Origin of the sequence: Glaciecola sp. SC05 (genome assembly GCF_041380235.1) — a bacterium.
Lineage (GTDB): Bacteria > Pseudomonadota > Gammaproteobacteria > Enterobacterales > Alteromonadaceae > Glaciecola.
On sequence record NZ_JBGIYY010000001.1, the window covers coordinates 319,710 to 336,999 of the forward strand.

Below are 17,290 nucleotides of genomic sequence, written 5' to 3' on the forward strand. Positions count from 1 at the left end.
GACGTAACGCATGTTAATACAAGCTATTTTAGCCCAACGATTTACACTAGCAGTGGCGTCATTAGGCGTTGAGAATGCGCCGATTCCTCTTAGTAAAAGCACGCGCCCTGAGTTTGGTGAGTACCAGTTCAATGGCGCAATGGCACTTGCAAAACAATTAAAGAAAAAACCTCGGGATATTGCTGAAGATATTTTACAAGCCGTCGAGCTTTCTGATATCGCCGATAAGTGCGAGATTGCCGGCCCGGGTTTTATCAATATTCACCTTTCAAAAAAATGGGTGAGCCAGCAGGTCCAATCTGCTAGTGCTGATGAGCGCCTGAACATCAAACTGGCCCCAGCAAGGCGGGTTGTGGTTGATTATTCTTCACCGAATTTAGCTAAAGAAATGCACGTAGGCCACCTTCGCAGCACCATTATTGGTGATGCAGTAGTTAAAGTCTTAGAGTTTTTAGGACATACCGTGATCCGTCAAAATCATATGGGTGATTGGGGCACGCAGTTTGGTATGCTCTTAGCACATTTGTCAGACCAACTTGATCAAACCCAAGCAAGTGCTGCGCTCAGTGACTTAGAAGACTTCTATCGGGCCGCAAAAGTGCGTTTTGATAACGAAGAGGGTTTTGCTGATCGCGCCAGAGAATACGTAGTTAGGTTACAAAGCTCAGATCCTGATTGTTTAAGACTATGGGAACAGTTTATTGATATCTCTATTACTCACAGCGAAGAAGTTTATAAACAGCTGCAGGTATCCCTAAGCCGTAACGATGTCATGGGCGAAAGTGCTTACAATCCAGACTTGCCAGTGTTGGTCGAAGATTTAATGACTCGCGGGATTGCGGTTGTGGATCAAGGCGCGACAGTCGTATTTTTGCCAGAAATGGCAGACAAAGAAGGCAACCCGGCGGTATACATTATTCAAAAATCTGGCGGCGGATTTTTATATGCTACAACCGATTTAGCAGCCGTTCGATATCGCTGTGAGCAACTAAAGGCAGACCGCACCTTAATATTTACCGATGCTCGTCAAGCGCTGCACTTTAAGCAGACTGAACTGGTTTCACGGAAAGCGGGCTATATGCCTGAAGCACATAGCTATCAACATTGCCCATTTGGGATGATGTTAGGAAAAGACGGTAAACCGTTTAAAACGAGAACTGGCGGCACTATCAAGCTCGCCGACCTGCTCGCTGAAGCCAAAGAGCGAGCGGGCAAATTAGTAGCAACGCGCAACCCAGGCAGCCCTGCATCAAAGGACCCGAAAATTGCCCTTACGATTGGTATTGGTGCGGTAAAGTATGCAGATTTAAGTAAAAATCGCACTACCGACTATATTTTTGATTGGGATACCATGCTGAGCTTCGAGGGCAATACCGCCCCGTATTTGCAGTATGCCTTTACCCGTATTCGCAGCATTTTTCGTAAAGCCGATGTGGATATGGCATCGCAGCAGTCTGAGGTAAATGTTGAGAATGCTTCAGAGCATTCGCTTGCGGTGAAGTTACTGCAGTTTGAAGATACCTTATTAGCAGTCGGTAATGAGGCGACGCCACATCTGCTTTGCACCTATTTGTACGAGTTGGCAAGTTTATTCATGAAGTTCTATGAAGCCAGTCCTATGTTAAAAGCCGACGTAGATGAGATGACAAAACAAAGTCGTTTAACGCTTAGTGCGCTGACCGCGAGAACCTTAAAATCAGGTTTAGAAATGCTGGGTATCGAAACCCTCGAGCACATGTAATGGACATTCTTTGACGTGGAAAAAGCGCGCAATGGTTTTCTATAGTTGCAATTATGAACGGCATTAATAAAACTCGCGTAAATAACTGACTACCCAACCTTCGGTTTGACGAAGATAATCGGGACAGAAAATTCTTAAATAAGTTCTCAAATAAGGACACCCATGAAAAAAGTATTAGCATTTGCAGGTTCAGGTCGTAAACACTCTTTCAATTTTGCCGCTGTTAAAAAGGCTGCAGAGGGAGCTAAATCAGCAGGTTGTGAAGTAACAGTGGTTGATATGTCGGAGTATGCTGATATTCCTATTTTCACAGAAGATCTCGAAGCCGAGCAGGGCATCCCTGCAAAAGCTAAAGCCTTTAAAGAGCTATTGAAGAGTCACGATGCGTTTTTAATTGCGAGCCCAGAATACAACAGTGGTTACAGTGCCTTATTTAAGAACGTGATTGATTGGGCATCGCGTAAAGAAGAGGGTGAGAGGCCATTAGAAGCGTTTAAAGGCAAGTTTGCTGCATTGATTGCTGCATCTCCTGGCGGACTTGGCGGCATTCGTGTTCTAGTGCCGGTGCGTTTGTTGCTAAGCAACATCGGTATCAATGTATTAGGCGATCAGTTGGCTATCGGTAACGTGGGTAATTTAGTAAATGATAAATACGAAATATCGGATGAAGTGACGGTTAAAAAACTCAATAACATAGGTAAGCAGTTAGCTTCTATGCTTTGACCCACAAATGACGGCTCCTGTGCTACATCAGTGAGCCGCTTATCTTCTTTATCTTTTCAGTTTTAAAAGTATGGCTTAGATTTCATAAGGATATAAATATGCTAAGTTTCTTGTTGAAATCTGCGTTTATCATTTTCATTCTACTGTTATTACTGATCGTAATTGGCGTCAACCGGCTCGATTTTTCAAGTGAGAGGAAGGGTATTGAAGTTGTTGAAATCGGCGATCTTAGAATAGCCTCCCAAGAAGTCAGCGAATACATTGCTTATCGCGGAATGATCAGTACTGAGGGTTTTACTGCTTTGAAACAGGTTTACGAAAATAGGCGTCAAAAAAATAACATCCGCGTTACTACAATCAACATTGATAGTAGAGGCGGTAACTCGCTTGCAGCCCTTGAAATGGCCGAATGGATACTCAAAGAAGAGTTAAATGTGTTGGTTTCTCGACGCTGCTTTTCAGCCTGCGCGAATTTCGTTTTTTTAGCTGGCAAAACTAAAATTCTGTTTGATCATTCAGAGTTAGTATGGCACGGGAGTGCAACTGAACAAAGAGGTATTGATGCAGGGGTTAATCGCGGAATGAGATTACAAATCTCTAAGTTAGACGATGAACAGTTGTTAGCTTCACTGCATGAGATGTTTGAGATAAACCTTGCCAATGTGCATAAACAATTTCCAAACGTGACCAGAGAAGAGTACGCCGAACACTTCATAGAGGAGATCCGAAATAGTGACCTCGACTTTCATAATAGCGTTATTTTGGCGCGAGACATTGATAGATTAAGCGCCTTCTACGCTCGAATAGGCGTGGATCCTATGATTGCGAATTATGGCTTTGACCAAATTGAAAATTCAAAAGAAGCATTACCATCGGAATTTTATTATTCTCTAGAGGACCTTGCTAGAATGGGAGTAACAAATATTCATTTGAGAGATGGAAAATGGGAGCCCCGATATAGAATTCCTGTATTTCAAGTCGACCCTAAGTACATCCAAAGCTATCAGACACACTAATCGATTAGTAGCTTTCGCATTAATCTGGTCTATAGCGAGCAGCGCTAATAATCGACCATAGATGCGCGATTGCACCAACCGGCCATAAAAAGATAAAAATCACAGTAGCGGCTAAGCCATAGCAAATTACCGTTATAAGAAAAAACGTCAAAGCTGCGAGTATTCGCCCCTGCAATAGTTGCCCTAATCCTGGGAAGAAGACGTTACACAACGCCGCAATGACATTGCCGCCTGATCCTTGTCCTGACATAAAGTTCCTCACTTAATCTGTTAGTACGCAATAGAACATAAACATAAGTCAATCAATCGGCATAAACAAGTCTTAAAGCGTAACAGAATATAAATGAGCAGTCCGATATATTGCTTTGCTAGGCACTGTCAAAAAGCGAGATATTTCTGTAAACTGCGAGCCTTGTTATTAATTACTGAAAAATTAGTCGTAACTGCATGTTTGAAGTCAATCCCGTATACAACGCTATAGCCGATATTCGAGAGCGAACCGAGTCGCTTCGGGGGTATCTTTGACTACGATATCAAAGTCGAAAGACTCGAAGAAGTCAGCCGCGAATTAGAAGATCCCAATGTTTGGAATAAACCCGAATACGCGCAACAATTAGGTAAAGAGAAGGTCGCTCTTGAGCAGGTGGTAAATACTATCGCAGAGCTTAAGCAGGGTACTGAAGATGTTGAAGGCCTAGTTGAACTGGCCGTTGAAGCTGAAGACGAAGACACTTTTATTGAAGCGCAAAAAGAGCTAGACGGTTTGCAAAGCTCTCTTGAAAAGCTTGAATTCATGCGCATGTTTAGCGGCCCTAATGATGCTAACGATGGATACATCGACATCCAGTCAGGCTCGGGCGGCACTGAAGCCCAAGATTGGGCAAACATGTTGCTACGCATGTATTTGCGTTGGGGCGAAGCGAATGGCTTTAAAACCGAGCTTATTGAAGTATCAGACGGTGATGTTGCCGGCATAAAAAGCGCTACCATTAAATTTACCGGCGAATATGCCTATGGCTGGCTGCGCACTGAAACCGGTGTGCATCGCTTGGTTAGAAAGTCCCCTTTTGATTCGGGTAGCCGCAGACACACCTCTTTTGCTTCAGCCTTTGCCTATCCTGAAGTGAATGATGATATTGACATTGAGATTAATCCATCTGATTTACGCATTGATACATATCGAGCCTCTGGCGCTGGTGGTCAACACGTTAACCGTACGGATTCGGCGGTTCGTATTACTCACGTTCCCACTAACACCGTGGTGCAGTGTCAAAATGATCGCTCTCAGCATAAGAATAAAGACCAAGCGATGAAGCAACTCAAAGCCAAACTCTATGAGCTTGAGCTGCAAAAGCAAAACGCTGAAAAACAAGCCATGGAAGATACTAAGTCAGATATCGGCTGGGGCAGTCAAATTCGCTCCTATGTGCTGGATGATTCGCGTATAAAAGATTTACGCACCGGAGTAGAGAGTCACAACACCCAAGCCGTGCTCGATGGCGACTTAAACAAATTTATTATAGCTAGCTTAAAATCTGGCTTATAATCGAAGCGCAGCCTTAATTGCGCGTAGCAAATAATGATAAGCATATACATACATTAGGAAGATACATGACTGAGCAAGTGCAAGACGAAAACAAATTGATCGCAGAACGCCGGGCCAAGCTCGATGATATTAGAACGCGCTGCGAATCAAATGGTTTTCCGAATCAATTTCGCCGAGAGCATTACGCACAAGACGTGCAAGATGAATTTGGCGAGCTAGATAAAGAGACACTTGCAGAGCAGCCAAATACGATTGCGCTAGCCGGCAGAGTCATGGCTAAGCGCGGTCCATTTATTTTGCTTCAAGATATGACCGGACGCATCCAGTCTTATGCCGACAAGGGCGTACAAAAAGACATTAAAGAAAAATACGGCAGTTTAGATATTGGCGATATTATTGGCGTGAGCGGACAACTGCATAAGTCAGGAAAAGGCGATCTATATGTAAATATGGAGCACTATCAGCTATTGACCAAAGCGCTGCGCCCGCTACCTGAAAAATTTCATGGCTTGGCTGATCAAGAAACTAAATATCGTCAGCGCTATGTTGACCTGATTACCAACCCTGAAACTCGCCGCACCTTCCAAATTCGCAGCCAAGTCGTTAACGGGATCCGCCAGTTCTTGACCGAGCGCCGCTTTATTGAAGTCGAAACCCCCATGCTGCAGGTCATTCCTGGCGGCGCAACGGCCAAACCTTTTGTAACGCATCACAATGCCTTAGACATCGATATGTACCTTCGTATTGCACCAGAACTTTACTTAAAACGTTTAGTTGTCGGCGGTTTGGAGCGCGTGTTCGAGATCAATCGTAACTTTAGAAATGAAGGCCTATCGACGCGTCATAACCCTGAGTTCACGATGTTGGAGTTTTATCAGGCCTACGCCGATTATAATGATCTCATGAACCTCACCGAAGAAATGCTGCGTGAAGTTGCGCAAAAGGTTCTTGGCACTCTGTTAATTAAAAACACGCAAAAGAACAGCGATGGTGAAGTCATTAAAGAAACCATCTATGACTTTGCTCAGCCCTTTGCGCGTTTAAGTATGGCAGATGCCATCTTAAAGTATTGGCCTGATGCAAATGCAGAGGCTATTAATGATCCAGAAAATCATTTAGACGCCATGAAGGCAATGGCCAAGCAACTGCATATTAAAGAGCCAGAGGTAGACGGCATTTGGGGCGCGGGTAAATATTTGTGCGAGATTTTTGAAGCCACCGCCGAAGAAAAACTCGATCAGCCAACATTTATTACAGAATATCCGTGGGAAGTGTCGCCTCTTGCGCGTCGCAATGATAAAAACGCATTTGTTACCGACCGCTTTGAATTCTTTGTGGGCGGACGTGAGCTAGCAAATGGTTTCTCAGAGCTTAACGACCCAGAAGATCAGGCCTCGCGTTTTAAAAAGCAAGTAGCAGAAAAAGATGCAGGCGACGATGAGGCCATGCATTTTGATGAAGACTATATTACCGCGCTAGAATACGGTATGGCACCGACGGCAGGTGAGGGGATTGGCATCGACAGATTAGTCATGTTGTTTACCGACAGTCCAACCATCAAAGACGTGATTTTGTTTCCGCATATGAAGCCGCAGCACCAAAATCAAGATTAAAGCGCTTTGATTTCGTCATACAGGCTTTGAATGAGCGGCAGTGGCACCTTATGCGCTGCCGCTTTTGTTAGCAATACCCCTAAAATACTGTCGATTTCTGTAGGTCGGCGATGTTTCACGTCTTGATACATCGACGAGTAATTATTTGTGGTAAGCGCAATTACCGAATCAATATAGTTATTTAAGGCGGGCAGCTCAATATTTAATGAGAGTGCTTGGTAAAGGGTAAATACTTCTTGCTTCAAAACTTCCACTTGTTCTAAATGTTCACTAAGCTCACCGTTACGGCACTGATATTTTGCAGTCAAAGGGTTAATCACAGCATTCACCGCTAGTTTGCGGTATAGATATGTCATGATTTGGTCTTCCCAAATTGCCTTAGGATGTGCCTTCATTAACGCCCGTAATGCGCCGCTTGGAATCGTTCGATTAAGACTGCCAATCACCAGCTCTCCGCGCGCATGAATTTGGATTTGCTGAGCTTTGAGTGTAGTAATTGCATCGGTAGTAGAGCCCAAATATATAGGGTTACTAGGAAATGCATCGCCTAGCAACTGGTGTCCACCCAAACCATTTTGCAGTAATAGCATAGGAAGGGTATTGGGCAAATTGCTTCGTAGCTGCTCGATAAGTGCACTTAGGTGGTAAAACTTTACAGGAAGGATTAATAGGTCAACGCGCTTCCAGTCTTTTCCTGTCATATTACTCAGCTTGCAAACATCAGCGCTAATCATCTTTGTTTCATGATCGATTTCAATTACAGAGAGCGCGGCTCCAGCATGGTTATTATGGTTGCGAGTCAGCATTGTACATTGATGTTCGCAAAGCAGATGCGCTAGGCCCAAGCCGATTGCACCAGTGCCAATAATCGCAAAATGATAGCTCATATTTTCGGCCATGGTATTTGCCAAGGTACTAACCAGCTTTGGTCGATGCTGTTGGGGTCAAATAAGGTTTGTGTGTCAGGCAAATACGTAACTTCAAAACGCTCTGTGTGATATTCAAAACAAAGCGCATAGCTGTATAAATGCATGCATGCGTCAGGCGTCCCGCCGTAGCGGCAGTCCCCTAAAATAGGTGCGCCTTGAGATTTTAATGCGACTCTTATCTGATGAGTTTTACCCGTATGTGGTTTACAGATAAAAAGCCGTAAACTCGGTGCGATGGATGTAGAGAAATACTGAGTGATGGCTGGGTTATCTTGGGTTTTGGTAAGCTTTAAATCGCCTCTTCGGGCTTTTTGCATATCACCTTTCACCAAGCCTTGTTTCTTTTTAGGGCGTTTGTCGCTTATGGCCAAGTAGTACTTTTCAATTTGACGATGTTCAAAGAGCTTACCCAAGTCAGAAGCCGCTTGTTTGTGCTTTGCTAGCAGTAGACATCCACTGGTGCCAGTATCTAAGCGGTGTACTAGATACCAATCATGTGCCGGGTACTGCTGTCGCATCAAGCTGATGATGCCTTGTTCTGAATCATGCATCTCGACGCCGGCTGGTTTATTGATAACACTAAAGTCGGCGTGTTCAAATAAAGTCAAAATAGCAGGGCTTGCGTGCTTACTCATATTATCGGCCGGCAAAGGTTCGTGTCAGTGTTTTAGCATCATGATAGCTTTTTCGTACTGTAGCTGCTCTATAAGGTCGATAAGAACATCTTTTTCTTCATCAGACATGTCAATTGAGCCGACCAAATCGCGAAGCAAGCCGTCGTCTATAAACTCGTGTCGAGATAGCAGTTCGATAAGTTGAGGTTTAGCCTCTTCTAGGTGATTGGCTTGGTCTGCTGCTGCACCGGGCGCGACAAGTTGACTGTGGGCATCGATAGCTAAACAAGTATCGTGCATCAACTTGGTGAACTGCTCTAGGATTTCAGGGGCCGCTTGGCGCTGCTTCAGCTTTGCGTCGAAAGCCTTACAACAATCAAATAGCGCTCGAAGCCCAAGGTTGCCGGTAATGCCCTTTGCGGTATGAATGCGCATTTTTGCTGCGTCATAATCGCCGTCTTTTAATTGTTGGGTAACTTGCGCAGGGGTATCTTTAAACTGCTCTTTAAACTTTATTAACATTTTGTTCAGTAACTCAGCATTGCCGCCAAGTTGACTAAGCCCAAAATCTAAATCTACTAAAGGCTTTTGCTCATCCATAATGACCGTCCATAGCACCTAATTCAGTCATTAGCTTAATACAATTGTTGGGTGACAACAAAGTCTTTTACAAATCTGCTATTATTCATCATCATATTGGCTATTCTCATACGATAAGCGGTTCTAATGCTCAAAATATCCCCTATTATTTTAGTCGCGTGCCTATGCATGCTGATTTTCGGGTGCACATCTGAAACCTCTCAACAATACGCTGCGCAATCTGCCGCTGAACGTTCCCAGTCAAAAATGCAGGGCGATGTCATCCCCTACTATAAATATCAGTTGGAAAATGGTCTGACTATTGTTCTGCATCCTGATGATTCTGATCCTTTGGTAAACGTCAATGTTACCTACCATGTCGGCTCTGCTAGAGAGGAGTATGGACGGTCCGGCTTCGCTCACTTCTTCGAGCATATGATGTTTCAAGGCTCGCAAAATGTTGCTGACGAAGAGCATTTTAAAATTATTACGGAGGCTGGTGGCAATTTGAATGGCTCGACCAGCGCGGATATCACCAATTACTTCCAAACGGTACCGGCCAATCAGCTAGAGAAAGTATTGTGGTTGGAGGCCGACAGAATGGGGTTTTTACTACCAGCTGTGACTCAAGAAAAATTTGAAAATCAGCGCGATACCGTAAAAAATGAAAGGGCTCAGCGAGTTGACAATCAACCCTATGGCTTGCGCTCAGAGCGTACGGCTGAGGCTCTGTATCCAGTAGGCCACCCATACTCTTGGTCAACTATTGGCTATGTTGCCGACCTCGATAGAGTGGGTTTAGAAGATTTAAAAGCCTTCTTTGCCAGATGGTATGGACCTAACAATGCCGTACTGACAATTGGTGGCGATATTGATATTGCGCAAACCAAGGCGTGGGTTGCGCGCTACTTCGGTCCAATTCCCATGGGGCCAGAGGTCGTTGATGCTGAAAAGCAACCGGCGGTATTGAGCGAAACACGATACATTACTCTTGAAGACAAAGTGCATTTGCCGCTTGTGCAAATGACACTGCCTACCGTCTACGCTGGTCATCCAGACGAAGCGCCCTTAGATGTATTGGCGAATATACTAGGCGGCGGCAAAACGTCCTTGCTGTATAAAAATATGGTGAAAAATGGTTTGGCGGTGCAGGCATTCGTGTCTCACCCCTGCAGAGAACTGGCCTGCGAGTTTCAGTTTGTTGCTTTGGCAAATCCAGCTTCGGTGTCAAACCTAAAAGCACTTAGCGATATTATGGCGCAGTCGTTACTTGAATTTGAAACACGCGGAGTACAAGATGATGACCTCCAGCAGGTAAAATCCAGCATTGAGAGTGGGACAATATTTGCGTTGCAAAGTGTTGCGGGCAAAGTACGCACGCTGGCAAGCGGAGAAACATTTGACCAAAATCCAGACCGAGTGAATGAAGATCTTGCTCGTTACAATAGCGTAACGAAAGCCGATGTTTTGAGAGTGTATGAAAAGTATGTAAAACGCAAGCCTGCTGTTGTGTTAAGTATTGTGCCAGAGGGCGCAGTTGATTTGGCGGTTGCTCCTCAAAACTTCAGCTTGCCAGAGCGCAAAGTCGAAGAGATTGAAAAGCAAGCGGTTGCTATGAAGCAAAGTCCAGAGCCCGCTGCTATTGTCGACACATTTGACCGCAGCAAAATACCTGAGGCTGGGGTCAATAAGGCAGTTAGCATACCTGAATTTTGGCGTCATCGTCTCGATAACGGCTTAGAAGTTGTTGGTATCGAAAGTAAGGAAACGCCCACCGTTTCGATAACCATAAGTATGGAAGGCGGTGTATTGCTCGACAGTATCGAGAAGCTAGGTTTAGCGGCTTTCACTGCTCAGCTTATGAATGAGAGCACTGAAAACTATTCAAGCGAAGAGTTTGCCAATGAGCTCGCAGTGCTCGGCAGTTCTATCGGAGTAGAAGCTGGTGGTCGCTATACTAATGTGTACGTTAGCAGTTTGGCTAAAAATGCAGAGCGGACCATGGCCTTACTCGCAGAGCGCCTCTTTAGGCCTGCGTTTAGCGAAGCTGACTTTATGCTTGCTAAACAACGCACATTACAAAGCATGCAACAGCAGTTGAAAAATCCATCTGTATTAGCATCGCGAGCTAGAGATTTAGTGCTTTATGGTGCTGATTCTAGAGTCGGCCTGCCCGACGCTGGCACCTTGGCAAGCATTGAGGCGATAACACTGCAAGATGTTCAGAGATTTTATGAGCAATATTACCGACCTGATCATGCCACCGTAGTCATGGTTGGAGATGCAGGCCAACAGGAAACAATCTCTTTACTTGATTTTTTGGCTGAGTGGCAAGCTCAAGATTATGTGATTCCAAGTTTTTATCCGCAGGCATCCCAGGAAAAGGGTAAAATCTATTTGGTCGACAATCCTGGTGCGGTTCAGTCAGTTATTTCGATTTTTAAGCAAGCACCAGTATTTGACCCCTACGATGAATATTTTAAGTTAACCTTGGCTAATTTCCCCCTTGGCGGAATGTTTAACAGCCGCATAAACCTAAACCTTCGTGAAGATAAAGGTTATACCTATGGCGCTCGGACAGGGTTTATAGGCGGTAAAAATCTCGGGTTTTTCACCGCGACAGCAGACGTCGCAGCAGAGTATACTGAACAAAGCATCGTAGAGTTTTTAAATGAAATTGAGCGATATCAAAAAGATGGAATGAGTCAAGATGAGCTGACGTTTTTGAAAAACGCCTATTCACAATCTGATGCATTACGCTATGAGACGCCTCGACAAAAAGCTGGGTTCTTGATTAGGATATTGTCGCTAAACCTAGACCAAGACTATGCGCTAAAACAGCAGGCGATCATTGAGAACATTGAGTTAGCAGAGCTCAATCAGCTTTCAAGTAAGTGGTTAGGCATAGAAAATATGAGTATCGTTGTGGTGGGAGATGCTGAAAGTCTTGCACCACAACTCAGGTCTTTTGATAGAGAGATTGTTATCTTGGACATCCCTCGATAGAGGAACTTTAAATTTATCATTTTGCTGATTGTTAGAGCAGTGAAATGACTAAACCAACTGGATAGATTTTGAGTAAATTACAAGCACAATTTGAAGCACGTTTGGCCTTGCTAGCCAAAACTAATGTGAAAAGCACGCTAACTGGAATACAGCATGGCGTAGAGCGCGAAACGCTGCGCGTCAATGATAATGGCAGCATGGCAACTACAGGTCATCACAAGGCCTTAGGCTCTGCCTTATGCCATGACTGGATAACCACTGACTTTTCTGAGTCATTACTTGAGTTCATCACGCCTCCGGAAACCAATACCGCCACGACGATTGAGCAACTGATTGATATTCATAAGTTCACCTATGATAGTATTGAGCAAGAATATCTATGGCCAATGAGCATGCCGTGTTTTATCGATGCTAAAACTAATATTCCTATCGCTAGATATGGCAGCTCAAATGTCGCAAAAATGAAAGAAGTCTATCGTAAAGGCTTGCATAATCGATATGGCAGTATGATGCAGGTTATCAGTGGCGTGCATTTTAATTTTTCACTACCCCAGATGTTTTGGCAGCAGTGGTGCGACGAAATAAATGTTGTTCCTGATAAAGCAGGAATATCATCGCAGTATTTTGCTCTAGCCCGGCAGTTTAAGAGACTTGCATGGGTGATTCCCTATTTGTTCGGCGCTTCTCCGGCTTTATGCAGTTCGTTTATAAATCATCGCAAAGTTGCACACCCTTTTGAAAAAATAGGAAGAGGTACGCTATACCTTCCCCATGCTACTTCTTTGCGCATGAGTGACTTAGGCTATACTAGTTCAGCTCAGTCTGAACTGCGTATTTGCTATAACGATCTTTCGACCTATGTCAGCAGTCTGCGCAAAGCTATAAATTTGCCGGCCGCGCAATATCAAAATATCGCAGCAGGCGAAAATGGCAGTTGGCAGCAGTTGAATAAAAATGTATTACAAATTGAAAATGAGCTTTACTCACCCATTCGTCCTAAACAAGTTGCGCGCTCTATGGAAAAACCCACTGACGCCCTTGAAGATAGAGGTGTTAGCTATTTAGAGATAAGATCACTTGACGTTAATCCATTTTCGCCAGTGGGCATTGAGTCAGAACAAATTGACTTTTTAGACGTATTTTTAGTGTATTGCCTAATACAGCCATCAGTTGATTACTCTGATCAATTGCACAGTGAGAGTCAGAGCAACTTTGTCGATGTGGTATTGAAAGGTCGTGAACCGAATATAATGCTCACCGATGCGGGTGAGACATTGAGCATGCAAGATTGGGCCACGGATATTTTTGGTGGGCTAAAACAAGTTGCCAAAGTTTTAGATGACGCAAATAGTACCCAAAAGTTCGGCAAAGCCGTGCTAAAAGAATTCAAGAAATTTGGTGATTCGGCAGAAACTTTCTCTGAAAAGTGGCTGACTACCCTGCAAGATAACCAAATAGATAACAGTATTTTGGGTATGGAGCTAGGGCGAGAGTATAAAGCGTTTATTCAGAACATGGATTATCGCAACATGAATAAAGAAGACTTTCAGAAACATGCTGATATTTCAATGCAAAAACAACGAGAAATTGAACAAGCAGACAACAAAAGTTTTGATGATTTTATGCGAGATTATTTTGCACAAAAGTAATCTAGACGTCACTTTAGAATAGGCAAAAAAAACCCAACGTTAGGCGTTGGGTATATAAGAACACTTAGGGAAACACATTTAATACGCTACTACGAGTCCTTACTTAAACAAGAAGTTCAAAAAAATGTTAAAAAATATAAGTTTTTTTGTTTCATCACTCTGCCTAGTGCTGTTTCTGAGCAGTTGTGCGACGACTCCGCCCAGTAGCCGAGAGAACATTTGTCATATTTTTGAAGAAAAATCAGATTGGTTTGATGCAGCATCTGATATGAGAGAAAAATGGGGTGTGCCTATTCATGTTCCGATGGCTATGATGTATCAGGAAAGTTCTTTTAGACACGACGCGCGTCCTCCTCGAGACTACATCTTTTTTGGATTGATACCATGGGGTCGAGTAAGCACTGCGTATGGATATGCTCAAGCTAAAACAATGACATGGGATGATTATAAGCGCGAGACTAACAGCAGTTTCGCAGATCGTGACGATTTTGAAGATGCCATCGATTTTATGGGTTGGTTTATTACTAAAACCCATACCATTAATCGTATATCGAAATGGGATGCTGGTGCCCAATACCTGAACTATCATGAAGGTTGGGGTGGCTACAAGCGCAAAACATATCGTAAAAAAGCCTGGCTGGTCGAGGTTGCGAATAAAGTAGAGGCGCGCTCAATGCGCTATGCAGCGCAGCTAAAAACCTGTGAAGAGGATCTCAGTAAAGGTTGGTTCATGCGCTTATTTTCATAAGTTACAAGTTGCTAACATCCAATATTGATTGGTTTTTGACATTTAACAGTGCAAAAGATTGATCTAGATTAATAAATAAAGGCATCAGGATGATGATGAGATAAATACATTGATCTTGATCAGTTTAATTTTTACACACTCTGCAACAATAGCCTTGTAAACAATCAACAAGGCAGAAAATATTATGTTAGACCTACTATTAAATGATCCGGTAGCCTGGGGTTCACTAGGCGGTATTCTCGTAGTTTGCGCAATATGTGCATATTTTGTGTATTTGTTTGTGCATAACGTTCATGAAGATAAATAAAGCATGCAAAGGTGCTAAATAAACGTATTTAGCACCCATGCTGTTTATATTGGCAGTGCCATCCGGTACATAAGATTTACGGTCAATCAATCTTGAGTGTTGACTAGCGGTCCCACTCGGCAACGGGATGGCTATCTAGCTCATAATAGCGAAACCAGTCATATTTTGTTTTCATCGGATACTGATTCAGTGCTTTATTGCCGCCGAATTCATTCTGAATTTTATCGTTAGGAATCCAAAAGTTCATGATAATTTTGGTTGGATTGTCAGGGATAGGCGTCGCGTTTTGTTGCGGGCCAACACACTCAGGCTGACAATCTATATCAGCTTGCGATAGGGTTTTGACTAGCTCACCATCAACATACCAGCGAATGGCATCAGGAACCCACTCAATCGCAAATACGCGCCATTCATCGACGGGCCCAACGGTCACTTTATCTTCCCAAGCGCCATAAGCTCGAGTTCTCCACCATTCCCAAGTATTTTTACCGTAGATTAGGTTTGCTTGGAATTTGTCTGGGCGTCCACCTTCTAGTTCGATGTCAATTTCTTCCCACTCTTGAATACCTTCATCGGGCGCATTAGCATCAAAATCATTCACGTATGTAAATAGTGAAGAGATATAGCCCGAAGCGCTTTTTCGGCTTGGCGCCTTCATGCGTGTTTCGATTCGTCCATAGCGTACTTCATTGCTTAAATAGGTGCGAAGCTCACCGCAAGAATAGTCGTAATCACCTTTTTGCTGTTGATGATCCTCAGACCAACTCTCTGCGATAGGTTCTTCGCGAATTACTAACTCAAGGATACCATCAACAATTTGAACACCTTGTGGTTGAAATCGACAAACCGATTCGCCGCCGACGGCTCCGTCACCTTTGCTCCAAATTTTTGGATTAAATTCATCAAAACGTTCGTCTAGCACTAAGGTGAAGCCCTCGTATTCACCCGTGTACCCCTCAAATGCCACAATATCTTGATCCTTTGGACTTAGCGCGAAAGCGGCGAACATCATTAGAGATATCAGTACTGATAGAGTGATAAGTATCTTCATTTGTGACCCCAAAGTGCAAAACAGCTTATATTCTGTGTTTAATATTACGTTAAAAAAAAGATTCAGTTCAAGTAAAAGCACCGGTTTTGCGATATTGCATGCATAACAGCATGGCTTACATAGCGAAAGTTAAGGCTGCAGTTGCTCGCAATTTATCAATACTAATAAAGCGCCTTTTCCTCCCCATTCAAGAGTTGCTTGATGAAACCCTAAAACCTCAGGGTGCTGAACTAAGTAATTGGGGACTTTTTGTTTCAGCACACCGCCGCTTACACCATGTATTACCTGAATACACTCATAGCTCTTGCGCATCGCTTCATCAATTGCCGCAGCGAGTTCCAACTTAGTCTGTTCACTGTTAAGGCCATGCAAGTCTAAGATCAGTTCTGGTGCAATTTGTCCACGTTTGAGGCGTTTAATGCCTTGATCTGCGTTGGTCCCAGGTCGCACATATTTGAGCTTTTTCATTGGATCAAAATAAGCTTCAAAACCGTCCGAAAATTCAAAGCTAGCATTTTGTTGCTTGCGTTCGCGCTGGGCTTTTTTAGATGGGCTTTTATTTAACGAGCGGCGTTCTTTTGGATCTTGAACAAATTGGTTATGAATGAGTGGCTTTGCATCAGCAAATAATTCTGTAAATGGAACACTTTGTGAAGTGGTGCTTGCTTTTTTTACCATCTTTTCAAAATATCAGCGAAATTCAAATCAATAATGCGTATTATACTGCCATAAAATCAATCGTAACGCATACATGGATTCAGCTCTGTGGCTGGTTTTTGTACATTTGGTCGTTCTTTTTGAATAAATGGTATAGGTCATGCAAACCGACAATCAACAGTCCGAAACTCAGGCTTTAGTGACAATAGGGGATTGGATACGCTATACGATGAGTGAGTGCCATCGTAACGATGTGTATCTAGGTCACGGCACAGATAACATCTGGGATGAAGCTGAGCATTTGGTGTTTCAAGCCTTAGACCTGCCATTGCTGAGCTCGGCGGCACAAAAGGCTGTGATTTACCAAAGTCATTTACTTCCGAGTGAATGCGACAAACTTGAGCATTGGGTAAATCTGCGTGCCCATCACGCAAAGCCCTTGCCCTACATTAGTAATGTGGCATGGTTTGCGCAAATGCCTTTTTATGTTGACGAGCGTGTGCTGATTCCGCGCTCGCCTTTTGCCGAGCTAATAGAAAAACGTTTTGCACCTTTTTTGCCGAAGCATTTTGCTCCTTCCCATATCTTAGACATGTGTAGCGGAAGCGGATGTATTGCGATCGTATTGGCAAAAGCTTTTGAAGAGGCTGCCGTAGACGCCGTTGATATTGATATGGACGCCCTAGAGGTGGCTTCTATGAATATTGCAAATTATCAGCTTGAAGAGCGCGTGTACCCGATACAATCAGATGTATATCATGAATTGGCTGGGCAGCAGTACGATTTGATTATCGCTAATCCACCGTATGTCGACGCCCAAGACATGGCAGACTTACCGCAAGAGTATCATCATGAGCCGGAGCACGCTTTGGCATCAGGCGCAGATGGTTTAGACTTAAGCATGAAAATTGTTACGCGGGCGGTTGAACATTTATGTGATGACGGTTGGTTATTTGTAGAGGTAGGCAACAGCGAAGTGAATTTTGCATCGCGCTTTAACGACCTTCAGGTTACTTGGGTAGAGCTAGAGCAGGGCGGCAGCGGCATTTTTGCGATAAGTAAAGCGCAACTGTTAGCGCAACAAGATATCTTAGATGAATTGGAGTAAATA

The 17,290-nt window shown here is 43.7% G+C and carries 16 protein-coding genes; 10 read left to right on the plus strand and 6 right to left on the minus strand.

Features of this window, described 5'->3' with window-relative positions:
* The first annotated feature begins 10 nt into the window (after positions 1 to 10).
* The 3 genes from argS to AB9H30_RS01410 all read left to right on the plus strand — a co-directional run bounded on the left by argS (position 11) and on the right by AB9H30_RS01410 (position 3,480).
* Positions 11 to 1,741: an arginine--tRNA ligase gene (gene argS / locus AB9H30_RS01400; RefSeq protein WP_371192812.1), complete on the plus strand. Its 1,731-nt coding sequence runs from the start codon at positions 11 to 13 to the stop codon at positions 1,739 to 1,741.
* A 162-nt stretch (positions 1,742 to 1,903) separates the two neighbouring features.
* Positions 1,904 to 2,464 carry an NADPH-dependent FMN reductase gene (locus tag AB9H30_RS01405; protein WP_371192814.1) on the plus strand — a complete coding sequence of 187 codons (561 nt, stop codon included), beginning with the start codon at positions 1,904 to 1,906 and terminating at the stop codon, positions 2,462 to 2,464.
* Positions 2,465 to 2,562: 98 nt separating this feature from the next.
* On the plus strand, positions 2,563 to 3,480 hold the full coding sequence (locus AB9H30_RS01410) for a hypothetical protein (protein ID WP_371192815.1): 918 nt from the start codon (positions 2,563 to 2,565) through the stop codon (positions 3,478 to 3,480).
* A 19-nt stretch (positions 3,481 to 3,499) separates the two neighbouring features.
* On the opposite strand, the gene AB9H30_RS01415 is transcribed toward AB9H30_RS01410, so the two are convergent.
* Entirely contained in the window at positions 3,500 to 3,730 is a 231-nt protein-coding gene (locus AB9H30_RS01415; RefSeq protein WP_371192816.1) for a hypothetical protein, read from the minus strand.
* Positions 3,731 to 3,927: 197 nt separating this feature from the next.
* Here AB9H30_RS01415 and prfB point away from each other — a divergent pair.
* Both prfB and lysS read left to right on the plus strand, forming a co-directional pair.
* Positions 3,928 to 5,026 (plus strand): peptide chain release factor 2 gene (gene prfB / locus AB9H30_RS01420; RefSeq protein WP_371192818.1). Its coding sequence is split into 2 segments (ribosomal slippage): positions 3,928 to 4,002 and positions 4,004 to 5,026, totalling 1,098 coding nucleotides; the frame shifts between segments, so codons are not numbered across the junction.
* Positions 5,027 to 5,091: 65 nt separating this feature from the next.
* A complete protein-coding gene (gene lysS, locus AB9H30_RS01425) occupies positions 5,092 to 6,639 on the plus strand; it encodes a lysine--tRNA ligase (RefSeq protein ID WP_371192820.1) in 1,548 nt (515 codons plus the stop codon).
* Here the strand turns inward: lysS and AB9H30_RS01430 are convergent.
* From AB9H30_RS01430 to AB9H30_RS01440, 3 genes are read right to left on the minus strand one after another with little or no spacing between them, the layout of a single operon-like run.
* Positions 6,636 to 7,538, minus strand: coding sequence for a ketopantoate reductase family protein (locus tag AB9H30_RS01430; protein WP_371192821.1), 903 nt, complete (start codon positions 7,536 to 7,538; stop codon positions 6,636 to 6,638). The two genes, lysS and AB9H30_RS01430, sit on opposite strands and share 4 nt — an antisense overlap.
* Entirely contained in the window at positions 7,523 to 8,203 is a 681-nt protein-coding gene (locus AB9H30_RS01435; protein WP_371192823.1) for a TIGR01621 family pseudouridine synthase, read from the minus strand. The genes AB9H30_RS01430 and AB9H30_RS01435 overlap by 16 nt, the downstream gene beginning before the upstream one ends.
* A gap of 24 nt (positions 8,204 to 8,227) precedes the next feature.
* Positions 8,228 to 8,782: an Hpt domain-containing protein gene (locus AB9H30_RS01440; protein ID WP_371192825.1), complete on the minus strand. Its 555-nt coding sequence runs from the start codon at positions 8,780 to 8,782 to the stop codon at positions 8,228 to 8,230.
* A gap of 126 nt (positions 8,783 to 8,908) precedes the next feature.
* Between AB9H30_RS01440 and AB9H30_RS01445 the strand changes: the two genes are divergently transcribed.
* The 4 genes from AB9H30_RS01445 (at position 8,909) to AB9H30_RS01460 (ending at position 14,471) form a co-directional block, all read left to right on the plus strand.
* A complete protein-coding gene (locus tag AB9H30_RS01445; RefSeq protein ID WP_371192827.1) occupies positions 8,909 to 11,767 on the plus strand; it encodes a M16 family metallopeptidase in 2,859 nt (952 codons plus the stop codon).
* A gap of 68 nt (positions 11,768 to 11,835) precedes the next feature.
* Positions 11,836 to 13,416 carry a glutamate--cysteine ligase gene (gshA, locus tag AB9H30_RS01450; RefSeq protein WP_371192829.1) on the plus strand — a complete coding sequence of 527 codons (1,581 nt, stop codon included), beginning with the start codon at positions 11,836 to 11,838 and terminating at the stop codon, positions 13,414 to 13,416.
* 124 nt (positions 13,417 to 13,540) lie between these two features.
* Positions 13,541 to 14,164, plus strand: a complete 624-nt coding sequence (locus tag AB9H30_RS01455; RefSeq protein ID WP_371192830.1) for a hypothetical protein — start codon at positions 13,541 to 13,543, stop codon at positions 14,162 to 14,164.
* A 184-nt stretch (positions 14,165 to 14,348) separates the two neighbouring features.
* Positions 14,349 to 14,471 (plus strand): DUF3149 domain-containing protein, encoded by a 123-nt coding sequence (locus AB9H30_RS01460; RefSeq protein WP_371192832.1) that lies wholly within the window; start codon positions 14,349 to 14,351, stop codon positions 14,469 to 14,471.
* A 103-nt stretch (positions 14,472 to 14,574) separates the two neighbouring features.
* Here the strand turns inward: AB9H30_RS01460 and AB9H30_RS01465 are convergent, their stop codons facing one another.
* Positions 14,575 to 15,522 (minus strand): family 16 glycosylhydrolase, encoded by a 948-nt coding sequence (locus AB9H30_RS01465; protein WP_371192834.1) that lies wholly within the window; start codon positions 15,520 to 15,522, stop codon positions 14,575 to 14,577.
* A 129-nt stretch (positions 15,523 to 15,651) separates the two neighbouring features.
* The gene (gene smrB / locus AB9H30_RS01470) at positions 15,652 to 16,200 is read right to left on the minus strand and encodes an endonuclease SmrB (protein WP_371192835.1); all 549 of its coding nucleotides are present in this window, start codon (positions 16,198 to 16,200) and stop codon (positions 15,652 to 15,654) included.
* Between the two features lie 139 nt (positions 16,201 to 16,339).
* Here smrB and prmB point away from each other — a divergent pair, with 139 nt between their 5' ends.
* On the plus strand, positions 16,340 to 17,287 hold the full coding sequence (prmB, locus tag AB9H30_RS01475; RefSeq protein ID WP_371192837.1) for a 50S ribosomal protein L3 N(5)-glutamine methyltransferase: 948 nt from the start codon (positions 16,340 to 16,342) through the stop codon (positions 17,285 to 17,287).
* The last annotated feature ends 3 nt before the right edge of the window (positions 17,288 to 17,290 follow it).

Bases quoted from the DNA above. Each gene is read 5' to 3' on its own strand.
- AB9H30_RS01430 (WP_371192821.1), bottom strand. From the start codon at position 7,538: ATGGCCGAAAATATGAGCTATCATTTTGCGATTATTGGCACTGGTGCA.
- AB9H30_RS01415 (WP_371192816.1), bottom strand. From the start codon at position 3,730: ATGTCAGGACAAGGATCAGGCGGCAATGTCATTGCGGCGTTGTGTAAC.
- AB9H30_RS01435 (WP_371192823.1), bottom strand. From the start codon at position 8,203: ATGAGTAAGCACGCAAGCCCTGCTATTTTGACTTTATTTGAACACGCC.
- AB9H30_RS01410 (WP_371192815.1), top strand. From the start codon at position 2,563: ATGCTAAGTTTCTTGTTGAAATCTGCGTTTATCATTTTCATTCTACTG.
- argS (WP_371192812.1), top strand. From the start codon at position 11: ATGTTAATACAAGCTATTTTAGCCCAACGATTTACACTAGCAGTGGCG.
- AB9H30_RS01405 (WP_371192814.1), top strand. From the start codon at position 1,904: ATGAAAAAAGTATTAGCATTTGCAGGTTCAGGTCGTAAACACTCTTTC.
- AB9H30_RS01455 (WP_371192830.1), top strand. From the start codon at position 13,541: ATGTTAAAAAATATAAGTTTTTTTGTTTCATCACTCTGCCTAGTGCTG.
- smrB (WP_371192835.1), bottom strand. From the start codon at position 16,200: ATGGTAAAAAAAGCAAGCACCACTTCACAAAGTGTTCCATTTACAGAA.
- AB9H30_RS01460 (WP_371192832.1), top strand. From the start codon at position 14,349: ATGTTAGACCTACTATTAAATGATCCGGTAGCCTGGGGTTCACTAGGC.
- AB9H30_RS01445 (WP_371192827.1), top strand. From the start codon at position 8,909: ATGCTCAAAATATCCCCTATTATTTTAGTCGCGTGCCTATGCATGCTG.
- prmB (WP_371192837.1), top strand. From the start codon at position 16,340: ATGCAAACCGACAATCAACAGTCCGAAACTCAGGCTTTAGTGACAATA.
- AB9H30_RS01465 (WP_371192834.1), bottom strand. From the start codon at position 15,522: ATGAAGATACTTATCACTCTATCAGTACTGATATCTCTAATGATGTTC.
- AB9H30_RS01440 (WP_371192825.1), bottom strand. From the start codon at position 8,782: ATGGATGAGCAAAAGCCTTTAGTAGATTTAGATTTTGGGCTTAGTCAA.
- lysS (WP_371192820.1), top strand. From the start codon at position 5,092: ATGACTGAGCAAGTGCAAGACGAAAACAAATTGATCGCAGAACGCCGG.